At 44.3% G+C, this 19,093-nt stretch carries 13 protein-coding genes; 7 read left to right on the top strand and 6 right to left on the bottom strand.

Translation table 11 applies throughout. The annotated features are described in order from the left end of the window. Nucleotides 1–93: 93 nt before the first annotated feature. Nucleotides 94–4,116, bottom strand: coding sequence for a phosphoribosylformylglycinamidine synthase (gene purL, locus ACQKCG_RS03805; protein ID WP_134292351.1), 4,023 nt, complete (start codon nt 4,114–4,116; stop codon nt 94–96). A 482-nt stretch (nt 4,117–4,598) separates the two neighbouring features. Here purL and ACQKCG_RS03800 point away from each other — a divergent pair, with 482 nt between their 5' ends. Continuing rightward, the gene (locus ACQKCG_RS03800) at nt 4,599–5,093 is read left to right on the top strand and encodes a pyridoxamine 5'-phosphate oxidase family protein (RefSeq protein WP_134292350.1); all 495 of its coding nucleotides are present in this window, start codon (nt 4,599–4,601) and stop codon (nt 5,091–5,093) included. Nucleotides 5,094–5,194: 101 nt separating this feature from the next. On the opposite strand, the gene pgsA is transcribed toward ACQKCG_RS03800, so the two are convergent. The 3 genes from pgsA to acs form a co-directional block, all read right to left on the bottom strand. Then, complete coding sequence (gene pgsA, locus ACQKCG_RS03795; RefSeq protein WP_057758088.1) at nt 5,195–5,878, bottom strand: CDP-diacylglycerol--glycerol-3-phosphate 3-phosphatidyltransferase; 684 nt, start codon at nt 5,876–5,878, stop codon at nt 5,195–5,197. Between the two features lie 562 nt (nt 5,879–6,440). After that, the gene (locus tag ACQKCG_RS03790) at nt 6,441–7,634 is read right to left on the bottom strand and encodes an NAD(P)/FAD-dependent oxidoreductase (RefSeq protein ID WP_134292328.1); all 1,194 of its coding nucleotides are present in this window, start codon (nt 7,632–7,634) and stop codon (nt 6,441–6,443) included. A gap of 281 nt (nt 7,635–7,915) precedes the next feature. Continuing rightward, nucleotides 7,916–9,877 carry an acetate--CoA ligase gene (acs, locus tag ACQKCG_RS03785; RefSeq protein WP_101205124.1) on the bottom strand — a complete coding sequence of 654 codons (1,962 nt, stop codon included), beginning with the start codon at nt 9,875–9,877 and terminating at the stop codon, nt 7,916–7,918. Nucleotides 9,878–10,328: 451 nt separating this feature from the next. On the opposite strand from acs, the gene ACQKCG_RS03780 reads away from it, so the two are divergent. Continuing rightward, nucleotides 10,329–11,612, top strand: a complete 1,284-nt coding sequence (locus ACQKCG_RS03780) for an NAD(P)/FAD-dependent oxidoreductase (RefSeq protein WP_101205125.1) — start codon at nt 10,329–10,331, stop codon at nt 11,610–11,612. Between the two features lie 165 nt (nt 11,613–11,777). Further along, complete coding sequence (locus ACQKCG_RS03775) at nt 11,778–12,743, top strand: pirin family protein (protein ID WP_101205126.1); 966 nt, start codon at nt 11,778–11,780, stop codon at nt 12,741–12,743. A 106-nt stretch (nt 12,744–12,849) separates the two neighbouring features. On the opposite strand, the gene ACQKCG_RS03770 is transcribed toward ACQKCG_RS03775, so the two are convergent. Both ACQKCG_RS03770 and ACQKCG_RS03765 read right to left on the bottom strand, forming a co-directional pair. Further along, nucleotides 12,850–13,953, bottom strand: a complete 1,104-nt coding sequence (locus ACQKCG_RS03770; RefSeq protein ID WP_058024390.1) for an alkene reductase — start codon at nt 13,951–13,953, stop codon at nt 12,850–12,852. Nucleotides 13,954–14,194: 241 nt separating this feature from the next. Continuing rightward, nucleotides 14,195–15,124, bottom strand: coding sequence for a DMT family transporter (locus tag ACQKCG_RS03765; protein ID WP_101205127.1), 930 nt, complete (start codon nt 15,122–15,124; stop codon nt 14,195–14,197). 618 nt (nt 15,125–15,742) lie between these two features. On the opposite strand from ACQKCG_RS03765, the gene ACQKCG_RS03760 reads away from it, so the two are divergent. The 4 genes from ACQKCG_RS03760 (at nt 15,743) to ACQKCG_RS03745 (ending at nt 18,970) form a co-directional block, all read left to right on the top strand. Next, complete coding sequence (locus ACQKCG_RS03760) at nt 15,743–16,156, top strand: hypothetical protein (RefSeq protein WP_102090860.1); 414 nt, start codon at nt 15,743–15,745, stop codon at nt 16,154–16,156. 286 nt (nt 16,157–16,442) lie between these two features. Then, entirely contained in the window at nt 16,443–17,447 is a 1,005-nt protein-coding gene (locus tag ACQKCG_RS03755) for a lipoate--protein ligase (RefSeq protein ID WP_134292327.1), read from the top strand. A gap of 209 nt (nt 17,448–17,656) precedes the next feature. Further along, nucleotides 17,657–18,073: a VOC family protein gene (locus ACQKCG_RS03750; protein WP_193834201.1), complete on the top strand. Its 417-nt coding sequence runs from the start codon at nt 17,657–17,659 to the stop codon at nt 18,071–18,073. Nucleotides 18,074–18,202: 129 nt separating this feature from the next. Next, nucleotides 18,203–18,970 carry a lysozyme inhibitor LprI family protein gene (locus tag ACQKCG_RS03745; RefSeq protein WP_134292325.1) on the top strand — a complete coding sequence of 256 codons (768 nt, stop codon included), beginning with the start codon at nt 18,203–18,205 and terminating at the stop codon, nt 18,968–18,970. The last annotated feature ends 123 nt before the right edge of the window (nt 18,971–19,093 follow it).

Raw genomic sequence — 19,093 nt, 5'->3', positions numbered from 1 at the left:
CTTAAACACAAAAAAGGTGAGCCTAAGCCCACCTTTTATTTTAAACAACAGCTATCTCAAACTATAAGCAATTACTAGAGGTCTGAGTAGCGACTAGCGCAACCAAGCACGAGCGTTGCGGAACATACGCATCCACGCGCCGTCTTCGTCCCACTCTTCTGGTTTCCAGCTGTGGTTATAAGCTTTTAGGTTACGCTCAGGATGCGGCATCATGATAGTGACGCGACCATCAGTGCTACATAGACCCGTGACACCGCCGAGCGAACCATTTGGATTGAGCGGATACGTCTCAGTTGGATGACCTTGGCTGTCGACATAACGCATCGCCAGCTGACCGTGTTTTGCCATACCGTCGATTTCGTTGTTGTCTAGCGTGGCATAACCTTCACCATGCGCCACAGCGATTGGCAAGATACTGTCTTGCATGCCTTTGAACAGGATCGACTTGGTACGCTCGACTTTTACGTTGACCGTACGCGCTTCAAATCGAGCTGATTTGTTCGCGACGAAACGTGGGAAGTTTTCTGCACCTGGGATAAGGTCTTTTAACTGAGCCATCATCTGACAACCGTTACAAACACCTAGTGAGAAGGTATCTGGACGGGCGAAGAAGCGGACAAACTGCATGCGTAGCTCGTCATGGAACAAGATGGAGTTCGCCCAGCCAGAGCCTGCGCCCAGTACATCACCATAACTAAAGCCACCACAAGCGACCAGTCCGTCAAAATCACGTAGATTGATACGGCCACTGAGTAGATCACTCATGTGTACATCGACAGCTTCAAAGCCAGCTTGGGTAAAGCCTGCTGCCATCTCTGTCTGACCATTGACGCCTTGCTCACGCAAGATAGCGACTCTTGGTCTGCTGTTATCAGAATCAGCGCGACTGTTTACATACGGCTCTTCAACCTTTTGATTGAGATCAAAGTTTGGCGCAGCGATCAGACCTTTATGGCTCGCATCAGCAATCAAGTCATACTCTTGCTGTACGCACGCTGGATTGTCACGGCGGCGCGCGATTTGATAGCTGACCTGAGTCCACGCTTGCTGTAATTCGGTACGGCTAAAGCGTAAAGTGTCGGCACCCATGAGCGTTGGCGTTTGGATAAGTAGGCTATCTTCTTCCGAGCTTTGACCCACGAGGCTGAGCATATCAGCAACGTTAAACTCTTCTGCCAATTGCATGAGAGCAGCGACGTTTTCTGGTAATACTTGGATGACGGCACCCAGCTCTTCACTGAACAGCTGACCGAGTAAGTTATCATCGGTCAATGACAGCTTGATACCTTGACGGCTGGTGAACTGCATCTCAGCGATGGTCGCTAGTAGACCACCATCACCGATATCGTGATAGGCGCTGATGACGCCTTGCTCATTGCCTGCTTGGATAAAGTTAAAGAAGTCGACCAAATCGCTTGGCTGCGCTAAATCTGGGCACTCATTACCCAATTGGCTCAGCGTTTGCGCAAGAATTGAACCGCCTAGACGTAGCTTGCCTTTAGACAAGTCAATACGGTAGAACGCGCTGTCGCCATTGATCAGCTCAGGGGTTAGCGTTTTTGCGACGTCAACGACAGGGGCAAATGCCGTCACGACCAAGCTCATTGGCGACACAACGGACTTATCTTGATTTTCACCACTCTCGTTATCAGTCCAGTTAGCACGCATCGATAGCGAGTCTTTACCAACTGGGATAGCGATACCCAGTGCTGGGCAAAGCTCTTCACCGACGGCATGTACCGCGTCGAACAATGCAGCATCTTCTACGTCATCACCACACGCAGCCATCCAGTTCGCCGACATGGTGATATCAGACAATTGAGCGATACGCACACCAGCGATGTTAGTAATTGCTTCACCGACTGCTAGACGCGCAGAAGCTTTTGGACTGATAAGCGCAACAGGCGTACGCTCGCCGACACTCATGGCTTCGCCAGTCATTGGCTGACCATCTAGCGCCACCAAGCCAGAAGCGGTCACCGCACAATCTGATACAGGCACTTGATAGCGACCCACATACTGATCACGCACGACCATACCAGTGATAGAACGATCACCAATGCTAATCAAGAATGATTTGCTAGCGACAGTTGGGTGACGCAATACATCGGTGATTGACTCAGCTAGATTCACATCACCAAGCTCTAATGCTGGTAACGTGCTCTCGGTACGCTCAAAGCTGCGTTGCATTTTCGGTGTACCGCCGAGCAGTACTTGCATCGGCATATCGACTGGTTGCTCAGTTAATAGCTCATCATCAACGATTAGCTGACGGATATCCATCGCCTCGCCCAAGATGGCATACGGGCAGCGCTCACGGGCACAGATGGCATCGAACTGATCTTTGCTCTCTGGGCGAATCGCGAGGACATAACGCTCTTGCGCTTCGTTTGACCAGATGGCCATTGGCGACATGCCAGCTTCTAATGATGGAATCTTACGCAAGTTTAGATGCGCGCCCATTTCATGGTCATTGACCAGTTCTGGCATCGCGTTAGACAGACCACCTGCCCCAACATCATGTAGTGAGACAATTGGGTTGCCGTCTTTACTGTTATTGCTTACATCGACATCATCACCCGCTAGTGCCCAACAGCGATCAAGGACTTCTTGGCAACGACGCTCCATCTCAGCGTTATCGCGCTGAACTGAGGCAAAATCCAAACCTTCATCAAGGTCACCACTATCGACCGACGATGCGGCACCGCCGCCCAGACCGATTTGCATCGCAGGGCCACCAAGGACGATGAGCAAATCACCTTTTTTGATTGCATTTTTTTCAATCAGGTTGCGTTTGATATTGCCGTAACCACCTGCCAACATGATTGGCTTGTGATAGCCGCGCATCTCGCTACCGTCTTTTGCCACAGAGGTATCTAGCTGAAAACTACGGAAGTAACCGCACAGATTTGGACGACCAAATTCGTTTGAAAAATTGGCACTGCCTAGTGGCGCTTCGGTCATGATCTCAAGGCTGGTTGCCATACGATCTGGCGTGCCATAATCCTGTGTGCTCAATTGACCTGACTGCTCCCACTTTTCGCTAAGCTCTGGGATATGCAAATGTGACACATGGAACCCTGTTAGACCCGCTTTTGGCTTGCCGCCGCGACCAGTTGCGCCTTCGTCACGAATCTCACCGCCAGCACCTGTTGCCGCACCCGAATACGGGGCAATTGCCGTTGGATGGTTATGCGTCTCAACTTTCATTAAGATATCGATGTTCTCTTGATGAAAGTCGTAAGGATGGATTGAGTTGGCATCCATCGCGTCGGTTGGGATAGGATAAAAACGCATGCCATCAGACCCTGCCATCACAGCAGCGTTGTCTTTATACGCTGACAAGATACCTTGTGGGTTCGACTGGTACGTGTTTTTAATCATTTGAAACAGTGATTTTGTCTGCACTTCACCATCGACTGTCCATTGGGCATTGAAGATCTTATGACGGCAATGCTCTGAGTTGGCCTGTGCAAACATCATCAGCTCAACGTCCGTTGGGTTGCGTTTCAACTCATTGACATAGGCGTTCATTAAATAATCAATATCTTCACTTGATAACGCAAAGCCGAACTCTGTATTGGCAGACTCTAGCGCTGCCTGACCTTGTCCTATTACATCTATATGGTTCAGTGGTGCTGGCGCTTGATCATCAAACAATTTGCTGACATCGCTCAAGTCATAGACCAAGCTCTGAGTCATACGGTCAAACAATAACTGCTCGGCGTCTACTGGTAGTTTTTCGCCTGCGTCACCGTCTATTTTTTCATCGAGGGTTAACGTATAGACGACGACACGCTCAACACGATTGATCTCGATTTCACAGTTATTAAAGATATCTGTCGCTTTACTTGCCCATGGCGATATCGTACCAAAACGTGGCCCAACGATGACTTGTAGTTGGTTGTCTTGCGGCGCATTTAGCGTTGCTGACTGGTCAACTGCCAGTAAATCTAGCGCTTTTTTATGTTCATCACCAGATAGCTCTCGTGATAGCACATACACTTGCTGAGTACTTATTTGACTGACATTTAGCTCGGTTTTTTGCTGAAACTGACTGATGAGTTGCTGCGTCTGAAAATCGGTAAGAAACGGTTGTCCGGCGATGGTCATCATAAAGGCATAATCCGTAAGATCAAGGCATCTCTGCCATGCTAAGTAAATGGTCTGGGTATTATAACAAGAAGACCTGTAATAAGCAGGTCTAAACCAAGATAAATTGCCGATAAGTTGCATTCTATCGCGACTTACTATTTGCGAATCGATAATTCAAAAAAGTATCTTTTTAAGTCGTTTTTTAATTGTCTATCGAAAAATAGAACGCTCAAATCTACGCTGTCACAATTTTTACCTAACCTTCATATTCCTTACAAACACTCACATCGCATTACTGGGAACCTATATAAATGTAGGGTCACAACTCTGTATTCTAGTCTCAGTTGTTAAGGCGACGATGGCGTTTAACTTTTTGATTTATTCGATGGTTAGACATATCTAGCCTAAAGAAAAATTACTATAAATAATCAACTGTTCAATTCGGCTAATTAAAACAACGCTATATAAGCCCAATTAAAACACTATAAAAAAGGAAATTTATTATGAATAGACAAGATCATATCGATAAAGTACAAGAACTGGTAAAAGAAGTGAAATTTGCTATGATGACCACTCGTACTCACGAAGGCCATTTACATGCCTGCCCAATGACCACTAGCGAGACAAGCATTGGCGCAAAAGAAATTTGGTTAATTGGCGATAAGACTACCGAAACCATCAAAGATATCGAAAAAGACCCACAAGTAAACTTGGCCTATGTCAGTCAAGACTCAAAAGATTATGTCTCAATTAACGGTAAAGCAGAATTGGTAGAAGACCAAGAAAAGTTAGATGAACTATGGTCGCCAATTTACAATGCGTTTTATGAGCAAGGTAAAGAAGATCCAAATGTGCAATTAATCAAAGTCGTCCCACATGGTGCCGAGTACTGGTTAAGCGGTAGCTCAGTAATTAATATGTTTAAGATGACTACTGCTGCAGTAATGGACGGCAAGAAAGCAACCAATTTAGGTGAAAATAACTCTGTGACGTTATAAGTTATCTAATCCATAAATAGTAGAAAAAAAACGCCAGTGGCTAATGCGACTGGCGTTTTTTATTGTCTAAGTTTTGAGCTGATTATTTTCGTTTTATGGAATTATCCGCTTTGCTTTAAATAAGGCCAAGCAGCTTTTAGATAAATCATCATCGACCATAGGGTAAGTATTACAGCGGCGACCATTAATACATAACCGATGGTTTCAAGCGACTGCCAATTAAGCAGTAGTACGGTAATTGCTACCATCTGGAACGTGGTTTTTAGTTTGCCAACATAAGATACTGCGACGCTAGTGCTTTTGCCCAACTCTGCCATCCATTCGCGTAATGCTGATACTGCGATTTCACGCGAGATAATGACGATAGCCGCTATCGCCATAATGATATTAGGATGCCACTGTACAAGGACAATGAGCGCTACAGCTACCATCAACTTATCAGCAACAGGGTCCAAAAAGCGACCAAAGGCTGACATGACATTTAGTTTACGAGCAAAATAGCCATCGAGCCAATCGGTAATTGCGGCAATAATAAAGACGCCAGTCAATAATAAATGGCGCAACAAACTATCACTAAACTCGCTCATCCCAACGCGCGCAATGACATTGTCTGAAATCGCAGGCATACCAATACCCATGGCTGGCGGCCAATAAGCAATCGCGACAAATAGCGGAATCATCAAGATACGCGCAATCGTAAGGTTATTAGGCAAGTTGAAAATACTCTTGGTATTTTGCGAACTTGGCGGTTCTTCCTGCGTATGCAAATGCGTGCTGTCAGTCATGGCAAACCCAGTTTAATATGAACATAATAATGGCAGATAGCTTAGCATTTTTCGGACAAGGCGTCATGCCATCTCTGCAGCGATTGAGTTATCAAAGGTATCAAGATCGACTAGACGCCCTATTATCGACATAAGCTATTGAAATTATTGGCAGCCTTTATTAATGATTTCATCATAAAGCTCCGCTACTTACTCTAAATAACAGTGCTTCATACCAGTCTTGGCGTCTTTTGGACTTTTACAACGTAATATACTGTAACCAAAACCGCCAGACAGTAATCAATTGCGCTATCATAGCGACTGTACCAGAACACTTGTACACTTAAATCAGTAAATGTTAATAGTTAAATATTTCCACCTATTGTATTGATAATTATTACCCTTATAAATAACAGTAGAGAGCACCAATAATTACAACAACTCTTGACCACGGCCTGTGTAGCTAATACATGACCCGCTTTCCTCAGCCCACAGCACCTCCTCTGTGGGCCTTTTTTTGCTTACGTTTTGCTAAACCCAGATATCGTTAAACGATGCAAAATAATGAGCATGGATATTCCGCTTACTGCGTTTGCATGATTGCTTTAACAGTTTGCTGCGCCATTCGATAGCAGCTTTCTATATTACCTTTTGCACACCAGTCACCACTGACGATCCATTGCTTGGTTGCATCGATTAATATGCCTAGCTCTTCAGCATCCTTATTTACAATAGTAGCTGCATAGAGCCAACGATGACAATCTGTTTGGCTAGGTGCGCTGTCTTCATTCCAATTTAATGCTTGTTTTGCCGCCTGTAATAATTGTTTTTCGACTGACTCCATACCATCATCGACGTGGGCTTCTGACCAGTCATTACGTGCATGAATGGTGACACTTGGTAGTAGCTCATCATGAGCCGGTTTTTGATGTTCAATAAATACCCTATCGAGAATAGCGCTATTTAAATAAGCGACATCCCATTGCGGTGTTAGCTGACCCTTTAATGTTTCAGGTAACTTTTGTACATCATCCCAACCAAGCATCAGCGTATAGCAGGCTTGCATTTGCGGTTTAGTAATTTTGTCTTGTTGACTAAAGCCGCTATCTGCCATCAGCTCTACCGCCTGACCATTTGGCGCTGTGCAGATCACCCAATCAAACCAACCGAGACTGGCTCCAGTTTCGTCGAATAGCTCAGTTTGCTTGCTGTTTTGATTAAAAGTTTGGTGCTGAGACTGCTGCTGATTTTGATACTGTAAATACTGAGCGAGCGGTGCGACACGGGTCTTAAATACTATGGTCGTATGCTTAAGCGCGGCAGCCAATTCACGGCCCCAACTGGTCATTTTCGGTGTGCTGATATAGCGTGCATGCACCGCGTCCCATTGTTCTTTGCTTTGGATATTAGGCGGTTGCCCATTGTCACTTGCTGGCGTTAATTCAACCACTTCGGCACACCACGGCTGTAGCAACCCTGTATCTAACCAAGGCGCGATAAACTGTTGAAAGTCAGCAGTTTTCGCAGTAAAAAATTGCGCACCGAACGACCATTGCCAGTTCTTACCAGTCTCACTATCGCTGCGATAGCGGGTCGCTAAACGGCCCACACTACGTGATTTTTCGAAGATAGTGATTTGCGGGGTGTTAGATGACGAGCTTGATTGGTTTGACGCGCGCTCTAATAGTGTTGCGGTAAGCAAACCCGTTAAGCCTCCACCGATGATGGCAATTTTTGGGGCAGATAGGATAGTTGAGCACGAAGCATGATCAGTCATGATGACAGTAGACCTTATAAAGTATTTATGAGTCGCTACTATATTAATTAGCTAGCCTAGTAAGTACCGAGTGGCTCGTCAATTAATCCTCAATTAAAATGGTAACGATGTTGTCTTGTTAGCATTATTGAACCTTCAAAATGAGCCAATATCAATATCGTCTACGTAAAAAAGCCATGCTATTCTCGATAACATGGCTTTTATTTAACTTCGATATATGAATATTAATGGCTAGTACTGAATAACTATCCTTAACAATACAGGGTCGTTAGCAGACTGACTTACTCTCCACGACCCGCTTTTACTTCTTCAACCAAGTCATTAATTACCGAGCTATCGGCAAGCGTAGATAGATCGCCCAGTCCCACATATTGCCCTGCTGCAAGGTTACGCAAGATACGGCGCATGATTTTTCCTGAGCGCGTTTTTGGTAGTGCATCAACCATATAGATGGCATCTAACGTCGCAATTGGTCCAATCTCGGCACGCACATGGCGTTTTAATTCTGCTTTTAGATCGTCGGTTTTTTCTTCACCTGACTTTAGAATGATAAATGCACAAATACCTGTACCGCGTATCTCATGCGGCATACCGACAATCGCAGCTTCAGCAGTTGCAGGGTGCGCAACCACAGCGCTTTCAATCTCTGCTGTGCCCAAGCGATGCCCTGCCACGTTGAGTACATCGTCGACACGACCAGTAATCCAGTAATGCCCATCTTCATCACGTTGAGCGCCATCACCCGTGAAATAATGACCCGGATAATCGCTAAAGTAGGTCTTTAAGAAACGTGGATGGTCATTGTAGATAGTACGCATCTGCCCTGGCCAGCCGCTACTAATCACCAAATTGCCTTCTGCAGGGCCTTCTAAAATCGCACCATCACTATCGACGACTTCTGGTTTTACCCCATATAGCGGTGTCATGGCCGCGCCCGGTTTGAGATCGACCGTGCCTGGTATTGGCGCCATTAAGATACCACCAGTCTCGGTCTGCCACCATGTATCGACGATAGGACATTTACCATCACCGACGACATTGTAGTACCAGTCCCATGCTTCTGGGTTGATCGGCTCACCGACTGACCCTAGCAGACGCAAACTAGAACGATCCGACTCTCGAACAAAGGCATCGCCCTCTTTCATCATCGCGCGAATGGCTGTCGGTGCAGTATATAAAATAGTCACGTCATGCTTATCGATAATATGACCGATACGTGCCCATGTTGGATGCTCTGGCACACCTTCGAACATTACCGTCGTCGTGCCATTGGCCAGTGGTGCATAGGTTGAATACGTGTGGCCAGTAATCCAGCCCACATCTGCTGTACACCAGTAGACGTCATCTTCTTTAATATCAAACACATCACGGAACGTTGAGATAGCATAGGTGATATAGCCACCTGTAGTGTGCACTACACCTTTTGGCTTACCTGTCGAACCAGAGGTATATAATAAGAACAGCGGGTCTTCGGCGTTCATGACTTCAGGCTCGCAGATCTCTGATTGACCATCGACCAAGTTGTGATACCACACATCACGGCGGCCACTCATCGGTATAGAGTTACCCGTACGATGAACGACGATGACTTTTTCGACACTCTCAGTGCCATCCATGTCGAGTGCGTGATCGACATTGGCTTTAAGCGGTGTGTGCTTACCGCCGCGTAAACCTTCGTCAGCGGTAATAACAACTTTTGAGCGACTGTCTATCAAGCGATTACCCAAACTCTCGGCAGAAAAACCACCAAACACCACTGAATGTACCGCACCGATACGCGTACATGCCAGCATCGCTACCATGGCTTCCGGTATCATCGGCATATATAGCGTTACGCGGTCACCTTTTACAACGCCAAGCTTGCGCAATGAATTACCTAAGCGGCAGACAGCTTCGTGCAATTCTTTAAAAGAAATAATTTTGTGCAATGAAGGGTGATCACCTTCCCAGATAATAGCGGGCTTATATGGGTTTTCTTCGAGGTGACGATCGAGACAGTTGACTGAGATATTTAGCTCACCATCTTCAAACCATTTGATGTGAAAATCATCTAAGTCATAATTGACGTTACTGACCTTAGTCGGTTTTTTTATCCAGTCGATTAGCTCAGCACGCTTCGCCCAAAAAGCATCAATTGCTTCGGCTGATTCGATAGATTGCTGGTAATCTGTAAGGTACTTATCAGGTGTGGTATTAGCAGCAGCCATAAACTCGGCTGAGATAGGAAATGATTTCTGAGTCATAGTGTTGGGTCCCTTTTAATTATTATGACCTACACGGATAAACGTCTATGACGCGCCCCATGTAAGCGATAAGAGTCATCTTCCATAATGTGTGACACTCATCGTTAGTTTGACAAATAAGCGTGACGGTTGCAAGACATCAAAAGCCAAACATAACAATTTCACTGTACATCTGTATGTTTAGATAATTATATTAGTACTTATACTGGTACGTATAATGCTATTTATAGGGGCAGCTATCATAACGATAGTACTAAAATGACAGCTGGTTGTGATCACACGGTAACAGCGTATGGCTTAGGGCATTTAATCCTTGTAACCTTTAGTGAAATATGGACAATAGCTACACTAAACATACTGCTTCATTTAACAAAATGTCAGCCGCGTTTTTAATAAAAACAATGCTTGGCCTGGTTATACTTTTTTCACCCCATCGTTTTACGAGACCGCAATGACTAATCAACGCAATGCACAAAACCATACTCACTATGATGTCGTTATTATTGGTGCTGGCGCTTCAGGGTTGTACTGTGCACTGACTGCCGGACGGCGCGGTCGCCGCGTATTGGTTTTGGATCATGCCAATAAAGCTGGTAAAAAGATTTTGATGTCAGGTGGTGGTCGCTGCAACTTCACCAATTACTTTGTAGAGCCTGAGCACTTTATTGGTGCCAATCCCCACTTCTGCAAATCAGCGCTAAGTCGTTACCCAAGTTGGGAGTTTATCGGCATGGTAGAGTCGCATAAGATTGCCTACCATGAACGCGAACACGGTCAGCTGTTCTGTGACGACTCGGCACAAGATATCTTGTCTATGCTCCTAGATGAATGCACGGCTGTAGGCGTACAAGTAAAGCTTAATGCTCAGATTGATCACGTTAAAACTGCTGCTCATGATAACGGTGAGCGCTTTTATCTAACGACGAGTAAAAAGCTTGGTAAAAAAGACATTGCGAACGGCACTCAATCTTCGCAAACAGGCTATAGCTGTGAGTCTTTAGTCATCGCCACTGGTGGACTATCTATCCCGACCATGGGAGCAAGTGGTATCGGCTATGAGTTGGCGCAGCAGTTCGGGCATACTCTTGTGCCAACTGACGCTAGCCTTGTACCCTTTACCTTCACTGACAAAACAGGCGAGCTTATCCGTGCTTTGGCTGGTATCAGTTTGCCAGTTATTGCCAGTAATGAGCGTATCTCTTTTAAATTGCCCGTCCTATTTACCCATCGCGGTCTTTCGGGCCCTGCCATGTTACAGCTCTCCAACTATTGGCAGACTGGGGAAACCATCAGTATCAATTTGTTGCCTGAAATAGACGTCACTGAGCTTTTACTTGCTCGCAAAAAATCACACCCGCGCCAGCTTATTCGTACCGTATTGGCAGAAAACACGGACAATGCGCTACCCAAGAAGTTATTGGCGGCGTTACAGACGCATCTGTGGGAAGACATCAAAGATACAGAACTTGCCAATATCAAAGACGAACGCCTTACAGAACTTGGGGCTACGCTCAATGGCTGGCAGCTCAAGCCCTCTGGTACAGAAGGCTATCGTACCGCTGAGGTCACACGCGGCGGCGTCACAACCGATGAAGTATCCTCCAAAACGATGCAAAGCAACTTGCAAAATGGCTTGTACTTTATCGGTGAAGTGCTTGATGTGACCGGCTGGCTTGGTGGTTATAATTTTCAGTGGGCATGGGCCAGTGGTTTTGTGAGTGGTGAGATCGTCTAATCATGGACACTTATAAGTTTTTAACGTTTGCTTAATCGCTGCCGACAGCAATAGGAATGAAATAGTAATAAAAACTCATACAATCTACTCTTATATTCATAGTAGTATTACTTAACAATATCTTTTCTATTGATAGTAATTCTAATTAGACTAATGAGGTGACCCATGCGTTCAATTAAACACATTCACGGTGAAAAAGAGTCGCACTGGGTAGGTGACGGCTTTTTTGTAAAAACTCTGATCAGTCATCTAGATGATAATCCAGACCTTAATTATAGCCATACTGATCCTTTTTTATTATTTGACTACGGTAAGCCTACGACTTTTTCACCCAATCCTGATTATAAGCTGCAACCACATGGTGTTGGACTGCACCCACACAAAGGTTTTGAGACCGTAACCATCGCTTATTCAGGTGAGATTAGCCATGCAGACTCAACAGGTGGGCGCGGTGATATTTTAGAAGGTGATGTACAGTGGATGACTGCTGGTCGCGGCATTCTGCACGAAGAGTTCCACTCTGAAGCATTCGGTCAGCGTGGTGGTATATTTAGTATGGTGCAGTTATGGGTCAACTTGCCAAGCGCCCATAAACTGACCGACCCAAAATACCAATCTATCAAACGTGCTGATATGCCTATCGTTGATCTGATAGACAATGGCGACGAGCAAACTGTCATTGGCCAAGCTGCCATTATTGCCGGTGACTGGCATGGGATAGCGGGAGCAGCAACGACATTTACCCAGATCAATCTCTGGGATATTGAGCTACATACAGCAGGTACAACCTCGCTACAAGTACCGAAAACGCACAATACCCTACTCCTGGTACAAGAAGGTCAAATATTGGTCAACGGTACAGCCGTCAGCGCAGGCAGCCTAATTGAATTTTCAGCGCCTATTCGAAATCATGTAGGCACTCAATCTGAACATTCATCATTACCTGCTACTGATACTATCGAATTGACCTACCCTGCAACTACCGATGAAGACACACCTATCAAATTGCTACTGCTAAGCGGTGAGCCAATCGGTGAACCTATCGCAGGTCATGGTCCTTTTGTCATGAACACCCAAGAAGAACTGCGTCAAACCTTCCGTGATTATCAAACAGGCAATTTTGGATATTAATCAAAATAAATGCGTAAAAAAAAGCCCTCTAACTATCGATAGTCAAAGGGCTTTTTTATAACGCGTTTGTCTGCCTATTCAGTGATACTGACGGATGGATAATTGCTTACACTTCATTCATAAACGGATAATCAGTGTAGCCAACCGTGCTGCCACCATAGAAGCTCTCTGGATGCTGCTCGTTGAGCGGTGCGCCCTCTTGAATACGTTCAGCGAGATCAGGGTTGGCAATATAATCACGACCGAATGCTACCGCATCGATATAGCCTGCTTTGATGTTCTTCTCAGCTTTGTCCGCATCGTAGCCACCCGCCGCGATGATGGTCTGATCGAACGCATCACGGACACGCTGACGGAACTCATCGCTATACGGCGTACCACCTGCCCAGTCTGGCTCTGACAGATGCAAATACATTAGACCACGCTTATTGATTTGCTCAATCAGCCAAATGTTATCGTCTTCTTCGTAGCCTCCCTCAACATTGTTGAATGTGCCCAGTGGCGAGATACGAATACCAATATGATCTGCATCCCAAGCATCCACACATGCATCAATCACGTCCAAGGTCAGACGCGCGCGGTTTTCGCGGCTGCCACCGTATTCATCGTCACGCTGATTGGTATGCTCGGCCCAAAACTGATGCAGCAAATAACCATGCGCGCCATGAATCTCAATACCATCAAACCCCGCTTCCTGCGCGCACTTGGTTGCATGCGCAAAGTCAGTAACCACTTGCTGAATCTCATCAAGACTGGCTGGGCGCGGCGGCGTGGCATCCGCGCGAATGGCTTGGTTGTCACTATCACGCAATGAGGTACGGATACCTACATCGACATCTGAGGCTGAAATTGGCGCACGGCGTTCAGGTTGTACGCTTTCATGTGAGACAAGTCCTGTGTGCCATAGCTGGACGACGATCTTGCCACCTTTGGCGTGGACATTGTCAACGATGGCTTTCCATGCAGTGACTTGATCTTGAGTATGTAGCCCTGGTGCGCCTGCATAGCCTTTTGCTTGAAACGATACTTGCGTCGCTTCAGTGATGACAAGGCCCGCCCCTGCACGCTGCGAGTAGTACTCTGCTGCCCATGTGATAGGGACATCGCCTGGCTCAACGGCACGCAGACGTGTCAGTGGGGCCATCATAATGCGGTTTTTTAGCGTTTGTGTACCCATTTTTACAGGCTCAAATAAAATATCGTGTGCCATAATCTGTCCTATTGGTTATTGTTGCTATCTATGATCTTTAGTTATAGCAACCATCAATCATACTAATTATTATCGCATGCTGTTTAGAAAAACTTATAATATCATTAGTAAATCTACGTTTAGCGCCTACCTTTATAGGGAACAGATTTCATTATTCCAAGCAATATTTACAAACAGATACAACAATATTCACCTATACAAATCTTCGTACTCGTTTACTACGAAGACTGTTTACTAAGCCTTAAATACTGTTCGTCTGAGTCTTGTCTTTCGGCTTTAGCATTTTCTTAATTGACAGCTCTAGTGACAAATACGTGCCGATCAATATCACAATCGAACCAATGATGGCTTGTATATTTAGCGCCTCGCCAAGCAATAGATAGCCCAAAATAATCGCAAAAATTGGAATGACTAACGTGATACTCGTGGCACGCGTTGGCCCAATATTTTTAATCAACTGATTCATAAAAATAAGGGCAATGGCGGTTGAAAACACACCAATACAGATCACCGAAACCCATGCCTTTATGCTGATATCTTTACCATAAGGGAACTCATTAAAGGCTACAGGCAGCATAATGATACTACCGATAATGAGCGAGCCTGCGGTGATAGCGACTGGCGATACTTCGTACAGATAGTTTTTAGTGATGTTGGCCCCAAGCGCATAACCTACACAAGCTAATAGCGCGTAGCCCATCGGCAATAGACCTTCGACCAATCCTTTGCCTGGCTCACCGCCACCAAATAAGCTTTCGCTCATCAGTATGATTACCCCAATCACCCCGATCACCAAACCAAGTGCTTGTTTTTTCGATAGCCTATCCTTAAAGAAGACTCTAGCGATAAAACCACTCATCATCGGTACAGAAGCATTTAGCACGGCTAGCACGCCTGCGTTCACTGACTGCGCGGAAAATGAGAACAACACAAAAGGTAGCGCTGCCGAAAACAAGCCAACGAGCGCCAGCATTTTCCAATGCTCCTTGATGCCTACTCTGTTTTTCTTGTTGAGCAATACAAAGACCAACATGACCAATCCGGCGAATATCACACGCAAACTGGCGAATGCCAATGAGCCAAACTCAGGGACACCAATACGATAAAAGACGAAAGATAGTGACCACATAAAAGAGAGCGTCACAAAGATGATGAGGTCACGGTTGGTCATTGGGTAATCCTATTAAGCGCTTAGACTGCGTTTGCCAACTCGTGTCGGTCATAAGCATCTGATGCGTTGTAAAAATTATCATGTGATTAAAAACTCATGATGATAACTTTTTAATTGTTTGATGGGTAATTTTTTATAAAATTTATAGTGAGTTTTTATCCACTTATTAATTTTCCTAGCACAGTTTTAAGGTTTTCACCTTTTGATAATTTATAAATCTGGACAAATCCTTTTCATTAAGCAGCATATAGCAAGCAGCATATAGCAAGCAGCGCTGATCCTATATTTTTTATACTTTAGCCTATCCCAGCGCCTTTCTATTCATATACTAAAGAACTCCAAAGTCATCCTTAAATAAACGATCAGTTCAATATCTATAAAAACAGATTCTCGGTCATAGTAAACCCTTCTTATAGCACTACCCTATAACAGCTACTCTTAATAATACTAATGATAAAAGTAGCTCTGATAAATCAATTCAAGTTTTACTTAAAATATTTTAGTTGATATTTGTTTACTAATTTCCTACTATCTACAAGGTATTGGTTAGTATTTGGCAATACAAAAAATAGAGGACAAACGTCATTAGTAGGACTTATAAGTTATTGAGGAATGATTATGAAAAGGATAGCGTTATTTATCGGTATGATGTCAGTTGCAACGGCAGGTTTTTGCGGGGTTGGTCAGTTCTCAGATGAGACCACTTGCTATATTTATAAACAAGATAAACTGCAAAAGAAGTTAAACTGTCAGTATGAGGGCGCTGAGGGTGCAGCGATGAGTTATAGTTTTAGACAGGTCTCCTACAACCTGCCAGGATTTGGCAAAATGGCAACCTCTACCAGTGCAAACTATAATGACCGTAATGAAGTGACTGGATGGACGACGACCGTCAATGACGAGCCCGCGATCATCAGATATCGTCTGCCAACCAATCAGCGTATCGTCAGTGATGCCTATGCGCAGTCTGGTAAAGCAGTTATGCAATGTTATCTTAGTACAAAATCGCAGTGGGAGATTTGTGCTAAATAGAACAAAGTATTCTCAAAATTTATTGTTTTAAACTGTAATAAAGCTGAGCGTTTTGCTTGGCTTTTATTACCGCCCGCTAAAACTGAAGCATCAACCTTAGCACTCTCTTCTATGAAATTTTTTCACCGTTTTTCTATATACTCAACGTCTTCACCACTGTCAAAGCCACTGATAAAATCAACCTCCCTGTTAGACAGCCATTGAATTACAACCCTGCATCGGTAAGAATGATGCTACCTATTTATAAAACCTGCTCAATAACCCCGTTTATTAAAGAGTCAAATACATGAAACTGCGCATCTTAAAGTCTGCGGTGACCAATCCGTGGTTTAATCTTGCCACCGAGGATTGGATATTTAATACGCTCAATCCCGACTCGCACACGCTTTTCTTATGGCGCAACTCTGAGACCGTGGTTATTGGACGTTCACAAAATCCATGGGTAGAGTGCAAAACCGATAAGATGGAAGCAGACGATGTATTTTTAGCACGGCGTCAGAGCGGCGGCGGCGCCGTGTTTCACGATTTGGGTAATACCAATTTTACTTTTTTATCGCCCAGTGATGCTTACGATCAAGAAGCAAACTTCACCGTCATCATCAATGCGCTTCAGAAACTCGGTATAGATGCCACGCTGTCTGGTCGCAACGATATGCAGGTCGGCGACCGCAAAATATCGGGCAGCGCATTTAGACATGCCGCAGATCGCAGCTTTCATCATGGCACATTGCTGGTCAATGCCAATATGCAAAAGCTTGGCGACTATCTGAACCCGCATCCGCTAAAGCTGAAAGCAAAAGGCATCAAATCTGTGCGTGCTCGCGTGGCAAACTTGGTAGATTTTAATGAGACTATCAATCACGAAACCTTGTCTGATGCGATTATCGAAGCGTTCTGTGAATATCATGGAGAGACTGCACAGGTTGAGCAATTAGATGAGGCCAGCCTTGCTAAGCAGCCCACGCTAAACGCTTACTATCAGCAGATGGCAGACTGGGATTGGCGCTTTGGTAAAACGCCTGAGTTTACTCATCATATCGAGACACGCTTTGATTGGGGTATGATGGATGTGCATATGGATGTGAAGCAGGCAATGATTACCGAAGTTGTCATCTTCTCTGATGCGCTAAATGTTGAGCTTATCGACCTGCTTAAGAATACATTGACTGGCGTTAAATATAATAAGCCTGAGATTAAAAATAAACTCGATGACCTAGCAAAAGCGCAACCTGAATTGGCAGCACAGATGGATGATTTTGAGCAGTGGTTAGTTGGCGAGATGGAAGGTTAGATTTTGCGACGTCAGATTTAATATAACAAGTATTGCAGAGTGCGCCGCTTACACTGCTTGATAAAAAATTACTGACACAAATGCGCTGTATATAGTTAATGGTATTGATATCACACGTACGCCATCTTAGATTTTGTATATTAATGATGCATAAAAAGCACCCTGCCATTACTCCATTTTTTATGAATAATCAATATTAAGGTATTTTCATGAAGTACTTACATGCAATGATTAGAACCAACAAACTAGAAGAAACGTTATTTTTCTATTGTGACCTTATGGGCTTACAACTGCTAAGAAAGAGAGACTCTGAATCAGGCAGATTCAGCTTATATTTTTTAGCAACGCATGAGGGTGCGCCAGAGATTGAGGTGACACACAACTGGGATGAAAAAGAGTATACCAATGGCGATAATTTTGGGCACTTTGCCTTTAGAGTCGACAACATATACGCACAGTGCGACACCTTTATACAGGCAGGGGTCAAGATATTAAGACCGCCTAGAGATGGCCATATGGCTTTTATTAAAGACCCTAATAATATCTCAATTGAGCTGCTACAAAGTGGCGAAGACCTAGAGCCTATTGAGCCTTGGATTTCGATGGAGAATATTGGCAGTTGGTAGATGAATGAGGCTGGCTAGTTGGGCTAGGATGGATGGACTGATTCGTTTTTTGTAGAAAGTGATGATGACACATATATCACAGTGGTAGCTTTCTTAAAATACAATCAAGCTCTAAAAAATGAGGGTAATATGAAAAAGTTATGCATCACTACAATCGGTATTTTAGGCACTTGCCTACTCTCCATTTATGCAAATGCAGCAAGTTTTGACTGCAACAAAGCTGCTAGCTGGGTAGAAAAAACCGTCTGTGATAGTCCTGAGCTTTCTAAGCTTGATGACGCAATGGCGAAGAAATATAAAATCAGTCTTGGCGCTGCTCCTGACTATGAAGACAGCAAAGCTTTTAAAGATAGGTTCATTGCTAATCAACGCACATGGCTTACGTTTCAGCGTAATACCTGTAAAAGTGAAGAATGTCTGATACGTGAATATAAAGAATATATCGAAGAGCAAAGCAGTTACGGTGTGGCTTGGAATTTTTCAGATGAGTTAAGTCCTTCTGATTTACCGAGAAAAAGTGCCTTTGGTAAGTTTTCTCAAACCTCTCAAATCTCAATATACAATTCAGGTACTCAACGCTGGGAGGATACAGGAGAGGCGAAAAACACGGTATCGATTCATAGTGTCGCTAATAAACCTTACCTTTCTATTATCGAGGGCGTTTTGATTTTTACCAATGCTCATACTTGTGATTTAGGAGAGAGTAAGGCCGTATGGTCACAGAATCATTGGGTCATCAACGATGATCAGCCAAATAAAACTGTTGAGCTGCGTTTATATCCAGCAACTTATAAAGGCCAAACTCAATTATTATTAAGAGATATGGATGATCAATATAGAAGACTGCATTGTGGTATGCGAGGATATTTTGACGGTATTATATTAGAGCGTGAATAAGTGAACAAAATCACTCTATTCTCTCAAAATAAACATAAGCTGAACTGAATATCCAATTTAATAAGTCAAACTTTCATTCTAAATAAAAAAAGACGGCAAGAGATATCCCTCGCCGTCCATTAT

Source organism: Psychrobacter sp. NPDC078929, assembly GCF_050267985.1.
Taxonomy (GTDB): Bacteria; Pseudomonadota; Gammaproteobacteria; order Pseudomonadales; family Moraxellaceae; genus Psychrobacter.
This window is presented reverse-complemented; position numbering and strand designations above follow the sequence as displayed.

What these genes read in the sequence shown, in the direction of transcription:
- ACQKCG_RS03745 (WP_134292325.1), top strand. Translation starts at nt 18,203, where the DNA reads ATGAAAAAGTTATGCATCACTACAATCGGTATTTTAGGCACTTGCCTA.
- purL (WP_134292351.1), bottom strand. Translation starts at nt 4,116, where the DNA reads ATGATGACCATCGCCGGACAACCGTTTCTTACCGATTTTCAGACGCAG.
- ACQKCG_RS03765 (WP_101205127.1), bottom strand. Translation starts at nt 15,124, where the DNA reads ATGACCAACCGTGACCTCATCATCTTTGTGACGCTCTCTTTTATGTGG.
- acs (WP_101205124.1), bottom strand. Translation starts at nt 9,877, where the DNA reads ATGACTCAGAAATCATTTCCTATCTCAGCCGAGTTTATGGCTGCTGCT.
- ACQKCG_RS03760 (WP_102090860.1), top strand. Translation starts at nt 15,743, where the DNA reads ATGAAAAGGATAGCGTTATTTATCGGTATGATGTCAGTTGCAACGGCA.
- pgsA (WP_057758088.1), bottom strand. Translation starts at nt 5,878, where the DNA reads ATGACTGACAGCACGCATTTGCATACGCAGGAAGAACCGCCAAGTTCG.
- ACQKCG_RS03750 (WP_193834201.1), top strand. Translation starts at nt 17,657, where the DNA reads ATGAAGTACTTACATGCAATGATTAGAACCAACAAACTAGAAGAAACG.
- ACQKCG_RS03770 (WP_058024390.1), bottom strand. Translation starts at nt 13,953, where the DNA reads ATGGCACACGATATTTTATTTGAGCCTGTAAAAATGGGTACACAAACG.
- ACQKCG_RS03780 (WP_101205125.1), top strand. Translation starts at nt 10,329, where the DNA reads ATGACTAATCAACGCAATGCACAAAACCATACTCACTATGATGTCGTT.
- ACQKCG_RS03800 (WP_134292350.1), top strand. Translation starts at nt 4,599, where the DNA reads ATGAATAGACAAGATCATATCGATAAAGTACAAGAACTGGTAAAAGAA.
- ACQKCG_RS03755 (WP_134292327.1), top strand. Translation starts at nt 16,443, where the DNA reads ATGAAACTGCGCATCTTAAAGTCTGCGGTGACCAATCCGTGGTTTAAT.
- ACQKCG_RS03775 (WP_101205126.1), top strand. Translation starts at nt 11,778, where the DNA reads ATGCGTTCAATTAAACACATTCACGGTGAAAAAGAGTCGCACTGGGTA.
- ACQKCG_RS03790 (WP_134292328.1), bottom strand. Translation starts at nt 7,634, where the DNA reads ATGACTGATCATGCTTCGTGCTCAACTATCCTATCTGCCCCAAAAATT.